The following is a 15,393-nucleotide window of genomic DNA, read 5'->3' as shown; positions in this document are numbered from 1 at the left end:
TACGCACCAGCCACTCACCGCCATGATGGCGGGCATCGAGATAGCTGGCGACGGCGGCCAGCAGCGAGCCCGCATGCAGCGGGCCGGAAGGGGTAGGGGCAAAGCGGCCACGGTAGGCGGTAGGCATGTGGGCTCCGTCATCCTTCGTGGTGGGGAATTCGCAGGCAGCAGGGCCTGAACGCATACGGGCACCGCTCCGAGGAGGGTGCCCGTATGGGGGATGAGGGCGACGGCCTGACGTCGCTTCATCGACAGCAGGGCTTAGCGGCCCAGCTGCTTTTCCTTCAACTCGGCCAGCGTCTTGCAGTCGACACACTGGGTAGCGGTCGGACGTGCTTCCAGACGACGAATGCCGATCTCGACGCCGCAGGCTTCGCAGAAGCCGTAGTCGTCTTCATCGATGTTCTCGATGGTCTCGTTGATCTTCTTCAACAGCTTGCGCTCGCGATCACGTGTTCTCAGTTCGAGGCTGAAGCCTTCTTCCTGAGTGGCACGGTCTGCAGGGTCCGCGTAGTTGTTGGCATCTTCCTGCAAGTGACGCACGGTGCGATCGACCTCTTCCATCAGCTCCTGTTTCCAGTCCAGCAGGATCTGACGGAAGTGCGCTAGCTGCTTCTCGTTCATGTACTCTTCACCCGCTGCCGGCTCATACGGGGTGAATTTCTTAAGCGCTTCCGGCTTGGTTTCAGCTAAGGGCATGGGACCGCCTCATTCCGCAAGGTGACTTGGGCCGTCGACAGTCTGTTGCACTGCCTCCTTGGCCACGGCGAGGGGGCTGTCCTGACTGCTGCCCTCGCGAGAAGATCAGCTTATTTAGCGTAAAAATGACAAGTTTGCAACCGATCTCCGACGATAGTTTGTAGCGAGCAGTGGTCCGGCATGTACCGGAAAACACCGATTTTCCTGCACGAAGGGGCTGGGAATGGGCCTTGGCAGGCGCCTAGAATGAAGCTCCCATCCTGAGGAGTGTTGTCATGCCGTTTGCCCGCCGTCTTGAATCCGTCGCTGCCTTTCGCGTGATGACGCTGCTGGAAGCCGCCCAGGCGCGCGAGGCCGCGGGCCATGATGTCATTCATCTGGAAGTGGGTGAGCCCGACTTCCCGACCCCCGCGCCGGTGATCGCCGCCGGGCAGGCGGCGCTGGCGGCCGGTCAGACGCGCTACACCCCCGCCTGCGGCCTGCCGGCCCTGCGCGAGGCCATCGCGGCAGACTATCAGCGCCGTCACGGCGTCACGGTCTCTCCCTCCCGTATCATCATCACGCCCGGTGCCTCCGGTGCCTTGCTGCTGGCCACATTGCTGTGCGCCGAACGTGGCGACAGCGTGTTGATGGCCGACCCGACCTACCCCTGCAATCGCCACTTCATGGGCCTGGTGGATGCCCAACTGGATGTGGTGCCCGTCAATGCCGAGAGTGGCTGGCAGCTGACCGCCGAACTTGCCGATGATTTCTGGCGCGAGAACACGCGGGCCGTGATGGTGGCATCGCCCTCCAATCCCACCGGACACGTGCTGTCGCCCGAGGAATTGAAGGCGCTGGGCGAGCTGTGCCAGACGCGTGATGCGCACCTGCTGGTGGATGAGATCTATCAGGGGCTGACCTATGGCATGCCTGCGCACACCGCACTGGCGGAGTGCCCCGATGCCTTCGTCATCAACAGCTTCTCGAAATACTTCGGCATGACGGGCTGGCGGCTGGGCTGGCTGGTGGCGCCTGAAGCGGCGGTCGAGCCATTGTCACGCCTGGCGCAGAATGTCTTCCTGGCTGCGTCGACGCCTGCCCAGCATGCGGCGCTGGCGGCCTTCACGCCGGAATGCGAAGCAGAGCTCGAGCGTCGTCGGCAGGTGCTCGAAGCCCGCCGTGGCGTGCTGCTGGCCGGGCTCGAACGCCTGGGGCTGGCGCCGTCGGTGCCGCCGCAGGGCGCCTTCTACGTCTGGCTAGATATCTCGCATCTGAGTGATGACAGCGAGGCCTTCTGCCGCGCACTGCTGGAAGAAGAGAATGTCGCCATCACGCCGGGCACGGACTTCGCGCTGGCTGAAGGGCGTCGCCATGTGCGTATCGCCTTCACCGCCGATGAGGCGCGTCTGCGCGAGGCCCTGGCCCGCATGGAGCGCTTCCTTGAGCGGCGTGCCACTCAGGCGGGAGTGTCGGCTTGATGGAGCTTGAGGGGCTGTATCGTGGTCGTCTGATCCGTCGCTACAAGCGCTTCTTCGCCGAGGTGGAGCTGCTCGAGGGTGAGCGGGCCGGTGAAGTGGTGACGGCGCATTGCCCGAATACCGGCTCGATGCGCGCGGTGTGCGTCGAAGGCTGTGAGGTATGGCTATCGCCGTCCGACAACCCCAAGCGCAAGCTCGCCTGGACCTGGGAGCTGATTCGCCTGCCCCTGGACCCTCCCGGCGCTGACGGCCGGCGTGAGGCCTTGGTGGCGGTGCATACCGGACGTGCCAATGCCCATGTCGAGGCGGCGCTGCAGCAGGCAAGCGTCAGCGTGCTGCACGACATGGGGTTTGCCGACTTTGCGCGCCTCAAGCGCGAGTCGCGTGTCGAGGTCCTGCTGCCGGGCAATGACACGCCGGAGCGCTCACGGCTCGATTTCCAGATGTGGCCGAAGGAGGAGGGCGCGGCCTCGATCTATCTGGAGGTCAAGCAACTGACGCTGCGTGAATCCGACGGTCACGGCTATTTCCCGGACTCGGTGAGTACGCGTGCACAGCGTCATCTGGCCAGCCTCGCGGCGCTGGTCGCAGCAGGCCACCGCTGCGTGCTGGTGTTCTGCGTCGCCCATGACGGGATCGAGGATGTCGCACCGGCGGCGCATCTCGACCCGGCCTATGCGCAGGCCTTTGTCCAGGCGCAGGCCGCCGGTGTCGAGGTGCTGGCGCTGGGCATGCAGATCACGCTCGAGGAGTACCTTTCAGATGCGGGTCAGCCACTGTGGCGAGCAAGACTGGGCCTGACGCGCGCGCTGTCACTGCATGACGCGCGCTTTGCTGGCTGATCAGGTCGCTGGCGCTCAGCCTGTCAGTCAGCGCTCGTCTCTCTCCATAATCTCTCTATCATTTCTCCCTCATTTCTCCACCGCTGCCTGCGGCCTCCCATAGCAGCAGCTGTGCTGGTGAAGCGTCGTTGTGTACCAGCTCAACGTCCAGCACGGTCAAGCGTTGGCCGACGCAGGGTCCGCTGATGCAGGTGCCGTGATGCGGTTCGAAACAGGCCTGATGGCGGTGGCAGAGGATCAAGCCGCCGGTCGCGTCCATGTAGGGATCGCCAGTCTCGTCCTCGGTCAGCATTCGACTGCCCTGGTGCGGGCAGCGGTCGAGGAAGGCGCGCGGGCCATCGGGCTGCATCACCAGCAGGGCCGGGCGGCCATCATCGAGTGTCAGTGCCATGCTGCGGCCGATGGGCAGTGATGGCAGCGGCAGTCTCAAGCACAGTCTGGATGAGGGCCCTTGGGGTAGTGTTGGTGGCCTTTCGGACATGAGGGGGCTCGCATCGGGTATCATGGCAGCGTTGGCACGTTCTCTTGTGGTCTTTTACCGTGTCTTGCCGCTTCCTTCCATGCCGGGTCATCTTCATGTCGCTATTTCGCCGCTCGATCACTTCCAGCTTCCGCTCCAGCAACGAATCCGAGACGCCTGAGCGCACGGCCGGGGTGAGCCGTCGCCAGTTGCTGGCCGGCATGGTCGCCTCGGCGGGCGGGCTTTCCGTGCTGGGCACGGCACTGGCTAGCCCGCTCGCGCAGGCCGCTCAGCCGGCCAACGGGCCGTTGCCACCGCTGCCGGCCTGGCATGACCCCAAGGCATCCCACCCGTTGCTGGGCAGCATTCTGGTCGCGGAGGGCAATCGTCGTCTGTCGCCAGCGGCGCTGGTCGATTGGAGTCAGGCGCACTCGATGGTGCTGCTGGGCGAGCATCACGACAATCCGGACCATCACCAGCTGGAACGCTGGTTGATCGATGCGCTGGTCGCGCGGCGTCAGCTGGGTGGTGTGGCGCTGGAGATGCTGGATACGACCCAAGATGCCGCCTTGTCGCTGGCCAACCGCACGTCGCTTGCGGTCGCCGGATTGCCGGATGACGAGCTTCAGCAGTTGCTGGCCTGGAATGCGCGCTGGCCCTTCACCGATTACGCTCCCCTGCTGCGCGGAGCGCTGGACAGCGGGGCGCCGCTCGCCTCTGCCAGCCTGTCGGCGGCACAGCTGGAGGCCAGCATGGCACCGGGACAGTCGCCGCTGGCGCTGCCGGAAGCGGTACTGCGCCTGCAGCGTGAGGCACTGGATGAAGGCCATTGCGGCCTGCTGGGCGCAGAGCGCCTGGATGCGATGCTGCGTGCGCAGCTGGCGCGGGATCAGCAGATGGCGGAACGCCTGGAGGGCCTGGTGGCCGATGGTGCCACCAGCCTGCTGGTGTGTGGCTCCGGTCATGCCCGTCGCGATATCGGCGTGCCGCGCTGGCTGGACGGCAGCACGCTGTCGGTGGCGCTGATGCCGGTGGCCTGGGATGACGCGGGCCAACCGCTGACGCATCTCACCGATTATCTGCCGGAGAGCGCCGGTGCGGCGCCGGCCTATGATCTGGTGTGGTTCACGCCGGCGACGGCGCCAGTCGCGGATGCCTGTGAAGGCCTGCGTGAGACGGTGCAGACGACCGTCAGCTAGCGGCCAGTCAGGTTCTGGGCGTCAGCAACACAACAGCGGGCTGAATTGCCGGCATGAAAAAAGGCACCTCTCGGAGGTGCCTTTTTCGTTGGTGCGACCTGCGTGGCGCGACCTGAACAGTGACGCGATCAGGCGTTCTTGAGATCCGAGGCGCTATCGGCACGACGACGCGGTGCCTTCTGCGGCGTTTCGTCTTTGCGACTGTCATTGTGGCCGTCGTTATGGCTATCGTTGCTGCCGGCCTGCTCACGGAAGCGGTCTTCGATATAGGTGATGCGCGTGCGGCCGTGGGGCACCGGCTTGAAGTCGGCATCGACGCTGACCAGCACGATGCGGTCGATGGTCAGGATGCGCTCGCGGGTGATCTTGTTGCGGATCTCGACGCACAGCGAGATTGAGGTGCGACCGAAGGCGCTGGCGGTGATGCCCAGTTCGATGATGTCGCCCTGGCGCGCGCTGGAGACGAAGTTGATCTCCGACATGAACTTGGTGACCACGCGCGAGGTGCCCAGCTGGACGATGGCGTAGATGGCCGCTTCTTCATCGATCCAGGCCAGCAGGCGTCCACCGAACAGGGTGCCGTTGGGGTTGAGATCTTCAGGCTTGACCCACTTGCGGGTATGGAAGTTCATGCACTCTCTCCTCGGGATGCCGGCGCACCTCACCGGAAGTGCGAGCCGTGATCCTCAGCTGCGTTTACCTCGAAAGTATATAGACTTTAGTTGCGACTGTCTGTGCATGGCCCGGATAGCGCAGCGCTATCGCGGCGCGGAAGAATTGCTGGCGTCATGACGCGAAACGGCCGACAGGAGTGTCCTGTCGGCCGTTTTCTTGCGGTGCCTGGCGCTTGGTCTGTGGCGACTGCTGTAGGGTGCCTGAACTCAGCGCTGGTCGGGCGGGCAGTTGTCGCGGCAGACGCGGAAGATGGCCACTTCCCCGAACAGGTTCGGCCACCAGGTCGCCGCCGGGTGTGGCTCGTGATCGCCATTGCCGACCGCGCGGTCGATGATCTTGAGGCCCTGGGCGCGACACAGGCGCTCGAAGTCCGCGAAGGTCGACAGGTGGATGTTCGGCGTGTCGTACCAGGCGTGAGGCAGCGATTTGGAGACCGGCATGCGGCCCTTCATGCCCAAGTGCAGGCGGTGGCGCCAGTAGGCGAAGTTGGGGAAGGTGATGATGGCCTCACGCGAGACACGCATCATCTCTTCCAGCGCACGGTCCGGGCGACGCAGTACCTGCAATGCCTGGGACATCACCACGCGATCGAAGGTGTCGTCGGCGAAGTTGGCCAGGCCATCATCGACATTCTGCTCGATGACGTTCACGCCACGGGCGATACAGGCACTGATGTTGTCGGGGTCGATCTCCAGGCCATAGCCGAAGACCTGCTTGGTCTCCTTGAGGGAGGCCAGCAGGGTGCCGTCACCGCAGGCGAGGTCCAGCACGCGCGCGCCTTCGGGAATCCAGTCATGAATCTGGGCGAGGTCGTTACGCATGGCTGGTCTCCTTGGTGCTCGGCTTTTGCGTGGCTTGCGCGCCACAGGCGTGGTCGTAAGCGCGAGTCAGGAAGTTGCCCAGCACCGTCTCGTAGCGTTCGCCCGGCAGCAGGAAGGCATCATGGCCGTGCGGCGAGTCGATGTTGGCGTAGCTGACCGACTTGCCGGCATGGATCATGGCATTGACCAGCTCGCGAGAGCGTGACGGCGCGAAGCGCCAGTCGGTGGTGAAGCTGACTACCAGTACCGGGCAGCTGATCGGCGCCATGGCCGCGGACAGGTCATCGCCTGCCGTGGCGGCAGGATCGAAGTAGTCGAGCGCCTTGGTCATCAGCAGGTAGGTATTGGCATCGAAGGCGGTGGAGAAGGTGTCGCCCTGGTGGCGCAGATAGCTCTCGACCTGGAAGTCGACGTCGTAACCGAAGTTGAGGCGGTCCTGACGCAGGTCGCGCCCGAACTTGGTGCCCATCGAGTGCTCGGAAAGATAGGTGATGTGACCGACCATGCGCGCCAGCTTGAGGCCGCGCTTGGGCACGGCATCGACACGCGAGTACCAGCCGTCATGGAATTCCGGGTCAGAGCGAATCGCCTGACGCGCGACTTCATTGAAGGCGATGTTCTGCGCCGAGAGTTTCGGCGTGCAGGCGATGATGGCGACATGACCGACGCGATCAGGGTGGTCCATCACCCACTGCAGCGCCTGCATGCCACCCAGCGAGCCACCGACCACCGCCGCGAAGCGGGTAATGCCGAGAGACTCGGCGAGGCGCTTCTGGCTCTCGACCCAGTCCGGCACGGTCACCAATGGGAAGTCAGGCCCCCATTGCTCGCCCGTCTCCGGGTTGATCGAGGTCGGGCCGGTGCTGCCGTGGCAGCCGCCGATGTTGTTCAGCGCGATGACGAAGAAGCGCGAGGTATCAATGGGCTTGCCGGGGCCGATGTAGTCGTCCCACCAGCCAGGCTTGCGGTCGCTCATGGCGTGATAGCCAGCCGCATGATGGTGGCCGGTGAGGGCATGACAGATCAGGATGGCGTTGCTGGCGTCCGCGTTCAGCTCGCCGTAGGTCTCGTAGACCAGCGAGTACTGCTCGAGGCGTCTGCCGCAGGCCAGCTCCAGCGGGGTATTGAAGTGGGCAGTCTGGGGCGTGACGAGACCGACCGAATCCGGGGGCAGGGAATCAGGCATCGTGGTGAAGGTTTCCAGCATCATGTCCAGCAGAGTGTTCGGGGCAAGGCCCGTGTCCGGGGCGCGAAGCCGCGGTGATGCGCCTTGTGGGCGTCTCGTGCACCGTGGTTCTGGCTTCGGCCGAGGGCTCACTCTAGCACAGCGTGCGCACGCGTGATCCAGTGACACGCGATGCAAGAGCGCCCGCCACGGGAGTCCATGGCGGGCGCTGATCTCGTCGGCACGCGCCTTGGGCGCGTGCAAGCCAACCTTGCTGGCGGAGCGCCGGCTTAACTGAAGGCGCTGCGCAGCATGCCCAGTGACGGCAGGGTCTGGTTGATCAGGCTGCCGACCAGATTGAGCGCGATGAACACGAAGATCGGGGACAGATCGAGCATGCCGATCGACGGAATCACCTTGCGCACCGGCTTCATGATCGGATCGACCAGCTGGTGGACCAGGATGGCGCCCGGGTGGTTGGCCTGCGGTGCGACCCACGACAGGATGATCATCGCGATCAGGGCGAAGAAGTAGATGTTGATGATGCTGTCGAGAATGGTGCCCAGTGCCGTCAGCGCGATGAAGCCGACCGGCAGCATGCCGCCACCGAACAGGGCGCCGATCGCGACCAGCACCAGGCTGACGACGATGAAGGCCGCGGCCAGGGTGGCGATGTCGAAGCGTCCCAGCGGGCGCAGGATGCCCTGCAACGGGGCTACCAGCGGGTTGGTCGCCTTGACCACTGACTGGGTGACCGGGTTGTAGAAGTCCGCGCGGGACAGCTGCAGCAGGAAGCGCAGCATCAGGATGTAGACAAACAGTTGCAGCAGGATGGTGACCAGCTGAAGTCCGATATTACCCATAGCACCCATGGGGCTTTCCTTAAGACGGTGAGAAGTGGGCGCGCGATAGTGCACGCGTCATGCCGCTAGCATGCCAACAACAGATGAACAGCGCATGATGGCCTGTTGTGACCCGGGCTGCCAGCGGCCTGCAGGAGTTGTCAGTGGAGCAGAGGCTGTCAGCGATCCAGCTCGCGGGCAAGCTCGGCGGCGCGCACGCTGGAGGCCTTGGCGGCGCGCTCGACGATATCGCGCAGGCCATCCTCCTCGAAGCTGTTGATGGCGCGCTCCGTGGTGCCATTCGGCGAGCACACGCGGCGACGCAGCTCGGCAGGCTCATGCTCGCTGGAGAAGGCCATCTCGGCGGCACCGCGGGCGGTCTGGATCGCCAGGCGGCGCGCGGTCTCGGCGTTCAGTCCCAGCTCGATACCTGCCGCTTCGAGTGACTCGATGAACAGGAAGAAGTAGGCCGGGCCGGAACCGGAAATGCCGGTGACGGCTTCCAGCAGACCTTCTTCCTCGACCCACTCGACGATACCGACCGCAGTCAGCATCTCATCCATCAAGCCGCGTTGCTCCTCCGTCACCTGGGCGGTGGCATAGAGGCCGCTGGCACCGACACCGACCAGTGACGGCGTGTTGGGCATGCAGCGGATGATGGCGAGGTCGCCGCCCAGCCAGCGCTCGAGGCTGTCGCAGGTGATGCCGGCCGCGACCGAGACGATCAGCGGCTTGCGGTTCTGCACCGCAGGGGTCAGCGCCTGGCAGACGTCATGCATCATCTGCGGCTTGACGCCCAGCACCACCACATCGGCTTGCGAGACGGCGTAGGCGTTGTCCTGGGTCGTGCTCACGCCGTAGCGCTGCTCGAGGGCATCGAGTGTCTCGCGCGAGCGGGCCGTGGCGATGATGCGGTCCGCGGGATAGCCGGCATCGACCATGCCGCCGAAGATGGCACTGGCCATGTTGCCGGCGCCAATGAAGGCGATGGTGCGCGGTGTAGCGGTGCTCTGGTGCGTCATGCGGTGCTCCTGATCATTCAGTGGGAGGGCTGGCGGCAAGCTCGAGAGCCTTGCGTGAGCGTTGGGCTTGCATCAGCGAGCGTTGGATTCAGTGGACGTGGGAATAGTCACGTGCGCCGAAGATGGCAGTGCCGAGGCGTACCAGTGTCGCACCTTCGGCGACGGCGGCCTCAAGATCCGCGCTCATGCCCATCGAGAGCGTATCGAGCCGGGCCTGCGGGTAGCTGGCGGCAGGGAAGCGCGTCTGCAGTTGCTCCAGCAGCTCGCGCAGCTGGCGGAAGGGCGCACGGCGCTCGGTCTCACTGGCATCGGCGGCGCAGGGGGCCGGAATCGCCATCAGGCCGCGCAGACGCAGTCCGGGCAGCGCGATCACCGTCTCGGCCAGCGTCAGCAGTTCCTGCGGTGCCACGCCAGCCTTGGAGGTTTCGCCGGAGATGTTGACCTGCAGGCAGACATCGAGTGCGCCAAGCTCATCGGGGCGCTGCTCACTCAGGCGGCGTGCGATCTTCTCGCGTTCCACGGTATGCACCCAGGCGAAGTGCTCGGCAATGGCGCGCGTCTTGTTGGACTGGATGGGGCCGATGAAATGCCATTCGATATCGGTGAGGTCCGACAGCGCCTGCTGCTTGTCCAGCGCTTCCTGCAGATAGTTCTCGCCGAAGGCCCGCTGGCCGGATTGCCAGGCTGCGCGCACCAGCGTGGCGGGTTTGGTCTTGCTGACGGCCAGCACTTGCGCCGAATCAGCGTTGCGTTTACTTGTCTGCAATGCCTTTTCCAGCCGCGCGCGGGCCTCTAGGATACACTGGGTAACACAAGCTTCGTCGTCGGGGACTGCGGTCATGCGGCTCGGCTCCAGAATTTGCGGAACAACCTGGCGATGGCTGGCACGGTATCAGGCGTGTCATCAATAGCATGAGCGTGACAGGCCTGGTGACATGGTGCCCATCGCACTATCTACTGAAGAGCCACTTCACACTTTCACCAGAGTACACAAGACTCGTTGGTACAAGAGCTTCGGTCTTCGCGAGGGAACTGCATGGATATTACCGAACTGCTGGCTTTTTCGGCAAAACAGAACGCGTCGGATCTTCACCTGTCCGCTGGTTTGCCACCGATGATTCGTGTCGACGGTGATGTGCGGCGCATCAATGTGCCGTCAATGGATGACAAGCAGGTGCGCGCGCTGATCTACGAGATCATGAACGACAAGCAGCGGCGTGACTTCGAGGAATTCCTCGAGACCGATTTCTCCTTCGAGGTGCCGGGTGTCTCGCGCTTTCGTGTCAACGCCTTCCATCAGGGGCGTGGCGCGGGGGCCGTCTTCCGTACCATCCCCTCGGAAGTGCTGACGATGGAGGATCTGGGGCTCGGTGAAGCCTTCCGCAAGATGTGCATGCTGCCGCGCGGCCTGATTCTTGTCACCGGGCCGACCGGCTCTGGTAAATCCACCACGCTGGCGGCGATGGTCGATTACATCAACGAGAACAAGTACGACCACATCCTCACCATCGAGGACCCGGTGGAATTCGTGCACCAGTCCAAGCGATGTCTGGTCAACCAGCGTGAAGTGCACCGTGATACCCACGGCTTCGCGCCCGCACTGCGTTCGGCGCTGCGTGAAGACCCGGATGTCATTCTGGTCGGCGAGCTGCGAGATCTCGAGACCATCCGCCTGGCACTGACCGCGGCCGAGACGGGCCACCTGGTGTTCGGCACCCTGCACACCACCTCCGCGACCAAGACCGTCGACCGTATCATCGACGTCTTCCCCGGCGAAGAGAAGTCGATGGTGCGCTCGATGCTATCCGAGTCCCTGCAGGGCGTCATCGCCCAGACACTGCTCAAGAAGATTGGTGGTGGCCGGGTGGCGGCTCACGAGATCATGATCGCGACGCCTGCCATCCGTAACCTGATCCGCGAGGACAAGGTGGCGCAGATGTATTCCTCCATCCAGACCGGTGGCGCCCTGGGCATGCAGACTCTGGATTCAGCGCTGACGCGTCTGTTGGCGGAAGGTCTGGTGACCAATGAAGATGCCCAGGCGAAAGCCAAGGGCTCGTTGAACTGAGTTCGCCCGGGGGTGGCGATAATCAAGCTGCAGATAGGTGGGGCAGGGGCCGGAACACGTCAACTTTTCAGGTTCATGGGACGGCATTTCAGCGCGATGCCTTGGGCGCGACTCTCAAGGCGCATATCGGGATACAACTCATGACTCCTCATGAATGGCTGCATGAACTTCTGCAGTTGATGGTCAGCAAGGGCAGCTCGGACCTGTTCATCTCCACCGGTACACCGCCGCAGATGAAGGTCAATGGCCGCATGGTGGCGCTAGGGGACAAGAAGCTGAGTGTCGATCAGGTGAGAGAGCTGGTGCTCGCACCGATGAGCGACATGCAGCGCGAGCGCTTCGAGGAAGAGCGCGAGGCCAACTTCGCGCATAGCTTGCCGGGAGTCGGGCGTTTCAGGATCAGCGCCTTCTACCAGCGTAGTCAGATGGGCATGGTGATTCGCCGCATCCAGCTGTCGATTCCCAGCCTGGAAGAGTTGCGGCTGCCGGAGATCATCAAGGGGCTTTCCGAGACCAAGCGTGGTCTGGTGATCTTCGTCGGCGGCACCGGCGCCGGCAAGTCGACCTCGCTGGCGGCGATGATCCAGCACCGCAACCAGACCTCGAGCGGGCACATCATCTGCATCGAAGACCCGATCGAGTATATCCACCCTCACCAGCGCTCCATCGTGACGCAGCGTGAAGTGGGGATCGATACCGAGTCCTTCGAGGTGGCGCTGCGCAATACGCTGCGTCAGGCGCCGGACGTGATCATGATCGGCGAGATCCGCTCGCGTGAGACCATGGAGCACGCGCTGACCTTCGCCGAGACCGGTCACCTGTGTCTTGCGACGTTGCATGCCAACAATGCCAACCAGGCGCTGGACCGCATCATCCATTTTTTCCCGGAGGAGCGTCATGAGCAGGTGTGGATGGATCTGTCGCTGAACCTCAAGGGGATCGTTGCCCAGCAGCTGTTGCCTCACAAGAGTGGCAACACCACCCAGCGCGTGCCGGCCATTGAGGTGATGCTGCGTTCGCCGCTGATCGTCGACCTGATCCGCAAGGGCGCGGTGGTCGAGATCAAGGACGTCATGAAACGCTCGCAGCAGCAGGGCATGATGACCTTCGATCAATCGCTGTACGCCTTGCATCAGCAGGGCTTGATCACCGAGGAAGTGGCTTTGGCGCATGCTGATTCGGCCAATGACCTGCGCCTGATGATCAAGTTCGGTGATTCCGACAGCGCCCAGGAAGCCCAGCTGGATGTCCTGAATGCCGCCAGTCGCTTCTCGCTGCAAGGGGATGACGACTGAGGCGTGTCGGTGATGTCAGCTGTCGGTGATGTTGGCGTAGAGATCAGCCAATCAAGAGCCGCCCTTCTTGTGAGGAAGAGGGCGGCTTTTTCGTATCCGCTGAGGATCAGCGAGCGTAGAGGCCGCCCAGCACTCTCGGGCCGCTCGCGCCGGTAACGCTGGGCAGGTTGCCGGGGCGCTCCAGTACTCTGCGCGCCGCGAGCCAGGCAAAGGCGCTGGCTTCGAGCAGGTCTGCGTTCCAGCCCATGTCAGCGCAGGACACGAGAGGCGTCGCTTGCTCGCCTTGCGCCAGGCGCTGCTCCAGCTGAGTGAGCAGGGCGCCATTGCGTGCCCCGCCACCACAGGGTGTCAGCGCAGCCAGTGACACGCCGGTCTGCTCCAGTGCCTGCACGATGCTCTCGACGGTCAGGCTCAAGAGCGTGGCCTGCACGTCGGCCGGTGCCTCGTCGCCGTTCAGGTGCTGTGCCAACCAGTCGAGATGGAAGTCTTCTCGGCCAGTGCTCTTGGGAAGTGGTCGGCGGAAGTAATCGGCCGACAGCAATCTCTCGAGCAAGTCAGGGATCACCTTGCCGCTGGCGGCCCATTGGCCGTCCTGATCCACCGCGGTGCCACGATGACGGGCATGCCAGGCATCCAGCAGGCAGTTGGCGGGGCCGGTATCGAAGCCGATGACGTCAGCCGTGGAGTCCTGAGGGGGAAGTAGCGTCAGATTGGCGATGCCGCCCAGGTTGAGCAGCCCATGCCATTGGTCTGGCTGACTGAAAAGGGCAGCGTGGAAGGCGGGCGCCAGCGGGGCCGCCTGACCGCCGGCGGCCAGATCACGGCGCCGGAAGTCAGCGACGACGGGAATGCCGCACAGCTCGGCCAGCAGGCTGGGGTTATCGAGCTGCAGGGTGTAGGGCGTGTGGCATGGCCGGTCGCTGAAACCGTAGGGGCGATGCTCGATGGTCTGGCCATGGCTGCCGATGGCTGCGACATCATCTGCACTCAGCTGCTGGCGGGTCAGCAAGCGCGTCACTGCGCTGGCGGCCAGTTCGGCCAACGCCTGCTCGGCGGCGGCGAGATCGGCGAAGCATGCCTCATCGCAATGCATCAGCTGCCAGAGACGAGTCCGCAGTGTCTCGGGCAGCGGCAGGTCGAGCCCATCAATGAAGCGAATCCGTTCGTGGTCTGGCGAGGAGGGGGTGATATCGAGCAAGGCGATATCGAGTCCGTCCAGGCTGGTGCCGGTCATCAAGCCAAGGTAGAGCGCCATTGGGGGTCTCCCGATCATTGGGGGCGTGCAACAGTGGGGGTGAAGCTTGTGAGCACGCCGCTCTGCGGCAGGGGGTGCATGCCATGCTCGTCATGCTAACATTCTCGGCCAACATGCCCCGTTACGAGGGGAGCAGCAACGGTCAGAGAGGGCAGGATGAGCGACAAGTCAGTAGTGGAAGCGCTGGAGATCATCAAGCGCGGTACCGATGAGGTGCTGGTCGAGGAAGAGCTGATCAAGAAGCTCGAGTCCGGGCGCAAGCTCAAGGTCAAGGCCGGCTTTGATCCGACGGCGCCGGACCTGCACCTCGGTCATACGGTGCTGATCAACAAGCTGCGCCAGCTGCAGGACCTCGGTCACGAGATCATCTTCCTGATCGGTGATTTCACCGGCCGCATCGGCGACCCCACCGGCAAGAGCGTGACGCGCAAGCCGCTGACCGAAGAGGATGTGAAGGCCAACGCCCTGACGTATCAGGAGCAGGTTTTCAAGATCCTCGACGAGGAGAAGACGCGCATCGCCTTCAACTCCGAATGGATCAACAAGCTCTCCGCGGGTGACATGATCGAGCTGGCGGCCTCCAGTACGGTCGCGCGCATGCTCGAGCGTGACGATTTCGACAAGCGCTATACCGGCAATCAGCCGATCTCCATCCACGAGTTCCTCTACCCGCTGATCCAAGGGTATGACTCCGTGGCACTGGAAGCGGACATCGAGCTTGGCGGCACCGACCAGAAGTTCAATCTGCTGATGGGGCGTGAGCTGCAGCGCCAGCGCGGCCAGGAGCCGCAGGTCGTGATCACCATGCCGATCCTCGAGGGCCTGGATGGCGTGCAGAAGATGTCCAAGTCGCTGGGCAACTACATCGGCATCAACGACCGCCCGGGCGAGATGTTCAACAAGATCGTCTCCATGCCGGATTCGCTGATGTGGCGTTACTTCGAGCTGCTGTCGCTGCGTCCTCTCGATGAAGTGAAGGCGCTGATGGCCAGCATCGACGACGGTGCCAACCCGCGTGATATCAAGATGGAGCTGGCGCGTGAGCTGGTGGCACGCTTCCACGATGAAGAGGCGGCGGCGACGGCACACCTTTCCAGCGGCAATCAGCTGGCCGACGGCGAGTTGCCGGCGGACATGCCGGATGTCACCGTCAGCCTGGAAGGCGCCGAGGTGGCGCCGATCGCGGCGGTCATCAACCGCGCGGGCCTGGCCAACAACAGCGCTCAGGCCAAGGACATGCTCAAGAATGGTCGCGTGAAAGTGGATGGCGAAGTGGTCGGGCCTTCCTATATGGCACCTTTCGATACTGCCATCGTCATCCAGGCGGGCAAGAAGCGCTACGCACGAGTGACCGTGACGCGCTGAGGTACTGAGGGATACTGAAAGGTATTGAGAAGACGCTGGCGTATGTCGCCACCTGTTCGGCCCCACCAGGCATGGTGGGGCCGAACGCGTTGTGAGCGCCTGACATCATTGCGGCGAGATTCTCTCAAGAAAGCCCTTGCCCTCACGGCGGTTCGTGCGTAAAGTACGCATCCGCTGCCGGGGACGCATGGCGTTACCAGCGGTGAAAGAGGTTTGCAGGTGATT

At 63.7% G+C, this 15,393-nt stretch carries 16 protein-coding genes; 6 read left to right on the top strand and 10 right to left on the bottom strand.

The annotated features are described in order from the left end of the window. Together QD280_RS17695 and dksA are read right to left on the bottom strand one after the other, a co-directional pair. Nucleotides 1-127: glutamate--tRNA ligase family protein (locus QD280_RS17695; protein ID WP_279840141.1), on the bottom strand; the 127-nt coding region annotated here is incomplete at its 3' end. 134 nt (nucleotides 128-261) lie between these two features. Continuing rightward, nucleotides 262-699: an RNA polymerase-binding protein DksA gene (gene dksA, locus QD280_RS17690; protein ID WP_043333424.1), complete on the bottom strand. Its 438-nt coding sequence runs from the start codon at nucleotides 697-699 to the stop codon at nucleotides 262-264. A gap of 275 nt (nucleotides 700-974) precedes the next feature. Between dksA and QD280_RS17685 the strand changes: the two genes are divergently transcribed. Together QD280_RS17685 and sfsA are read left to right on the top strand one after the other, a co-directional pair. Next, on the top strand, nucleotides 975-2,159 hold the full coding sequence (locus tag QD280_RS17685) for an aminotransferase class I/II-fold pyridoxal phosphate-dependent enzyme (protein WP_279840139.1): 1,185 nt from the start codon (nucleotides 975-977) through the stop codon (nucleotides 2,157-2,159). Further along, entirely contained in the window at nucleotides 2,159-3,001 is an 843-nt protein-coding gene (gene sfsA / locus QD280_RS17680) for a DNA/RNA nuclease SfsA (protein WP_279840140.1), read from the top strand. The genes QD280_RS17685 and sfsA overlap by 1 nt, the downstream gene beginning before the upstream one ends. Nucleotides 3,002-3,059: 58 nt before the next feature. Here the strand turns inward: sfsA and QD280_RS17675 are convergent, their stop codons facing one another. Beyond that, entirely contained in the window at nucleotides 3,060-3,431 is a 372-nt protein-coding gene (locus QD280_RS17675; protein WP_279840138.1) for a Rieske (2Fe-2S) protein, read from the bottom strand. Nucleotides 3,432-3,577: 146 nt separating this feature from the next. Here QD280_RS17675 and QD280_RS17670 point away from each other — a divergent pair, with 146 nt between their 5' ends. Beyond that, nucleotides 3,578-4,660, top strand: a complete 1,083-nt coding sequence (locus QD280_RS17670; RefSeq protein ID WP_279840137.1) for a ChaN family lipoprotein — start codon at nucleotides 3,578-3,580, stop codon at nucleotides 4,658-4,660. A 128-nt stretch (nucleotides 4,661-4,788) separates the two neighbouring features. Here the strand turns inward: QD280_RS17670 and QD280_RS17665 are convergent, their stop codons facing one another. The 6 genes from QD280_RS17665 to QD280_RS17640 form a co-directional block, all read right to left on the bottom strand. Then, nucleotides 4,789-5,292, bottom strand: a complete 504-nt coding sequence (locus tag QD280_RS17665; protein ID WP_279840136.1) for a hotdog domain-containing protein — start codon at nucleotides 5,290-5,292, stop codon at nucleotides 4,789-4,791. Nucleotides 5,293-5,541: 249 nt separating this feature from the next. After that, a complete protein-coding gene (metW, locus tag QD280_RS17660; protein ID WP_213114186.1) occupies nucleotides 5,542-6,156 on the bottom strand; it encodes a methionine biosynthesis protein MetW in 615 nt (204 codons plus the stop codon). Continuing rightward, the gene (locus QD280_RS17655; RefSeq protein WP_153635073.1) at nucleotides 6,149-7,342 is read right to left on the bottom strand and encodes a homoserine O-acetyltransferase; all 1,194 of its coding nucleotides are present in this window, start codon (nucleotides 7,340-7,342) and stop codon (nucleotides 6,149-6,151) included. The genes metW and QD280_RS17655 overlap by 8 nt, the downstream gene beginning before the upstream one ends. A 269-nt stretch (nucleotides 7,343-7,611) precedes the next feature. Further along, the gene (locus QD280_RS17650) at nucleotides 7,612-8,193 is read right to left on the bottom strand and encodes a YggT family protein (protein ID WP_043333437.1); all 582 of its coding nucleotides are present in this window, start codon (nucleotides 8,191-8,193) and stop codon (nucleotides 7,612-7,614) included. A gap of 149 nt (nucleotides 8,194-8,342) precedes the next feature. Next, on the bottom strand, nucleotides 8,343-9,185 hold the full coding sequence (gene proC, locus QD280_RS17645) for a pyrroline-5-carboxylate reductase (RefSeq protein WP_043333440.1): 843 nt from the start codon (nucleotides 9,183-9,185) through the stop codon (nucleotides 8,343-8,345). A gap of 88 nt (nucleotides 9,186-9,273) precedes the next feature. Next, on the bottom strand, nucleotides 9,274-10,026 hold the full coding sequence (locus tag QD280_RS17640; protein ID WP_279840135.1) for a YggS family pyridoxal phosphate-dependent enzyme: 753 nt from the start codon (nucleotides 10,024-10,026) through the stop codon (nucleotides 9,274-9,276). Between the two features lie 195 nt (nucleotides 10,027-10,221). On the opposite strand from QD280_RS17640, the gene QD280_RS17635 reads away from it, so the two are divergent. Together QD280_RS17635 and QD280_RS17630 are read left to right on the top strand one after the other, a co-directional pair. Continuing rightward, nucleotides 10,222-11,253 carry a type IV pilus twitching motility protein PilT gene (locus QD280_RS17635; protein WP_279840134.1) on the top strand — a complete coding sequence of 344 codons (1,032 nt, stop codon included), beginning with the start codon at nucleotides 10,222-10,224 and terminating at the stop codon, nucleotides 11,251-11,253. Nucleotides 11,254-11,393: 140 nt separating this feature from the next. Beyond that, nucleotides 11,394-12,548: a PilT/PilU family type 4a pilus ATPase gene (locus QD280_RS17630; RefSeq protein ID WP_043333447.1), complete on the top strand. Its 1,155-nt coding sequence runs from the start codon at nucleotides 11,394-11,396 to the stop codon at nucleotides 12,546-12,548. A gap of 106 nt (nucleotides 12,549-12,654) precedes the next feature. Here QD280_RS17630 and QD280_RS17625 read toward each other — a convergent pair whose 3' ends face one another. After that, nucleotides 12,655-13,803, bottom strand: a complete 1,149-nt coding sequence (locus tag QD280_RS17625; protein WP_279840133.1) for an anhydro-N-acetylmuramic acid kinase — start codon at nucleotides 13,801-13,803, stop codon at nucleotides 12,655-12,657. A 156-nt stretch (nucleotides 13,804-13,959) separates the two neighbouring features. On the opposite strand from QD280_RS17625, the gene tyrS reads away from it, so the two are divergent. Continuing rightward, nucleotides 13,960-15,168, top strand: a complete 1,209-nt coding sequence (gene tyrS, locus QD280_RS17620) for a tyrosine--tRNA ligase (protein WP_279840132.1) — start codon at nucleotides 13,960-13,962, stop codon at nucleotides 15,166-15,168. The last annotated feature ends 225 nt before the right edge of the window (nucleotides 15,169-15,393 follow it).

It is taken from the genome of Cobetia sp. 1AS1 (assembly GCF_029846435.1).
Classification (GTDB): domain Bacteria; phylum Pseudomonadota; class Gammaproteobacteria; order Pseudomonadales; family Halomonadaceae; genus Cobetia; species Cobetia amphilecti.
The sequence above is the reverse complement of the archived record's forward strand: the minus strand, read 5'-3'. Positions and strand labels throughout refer to the sequence as shown.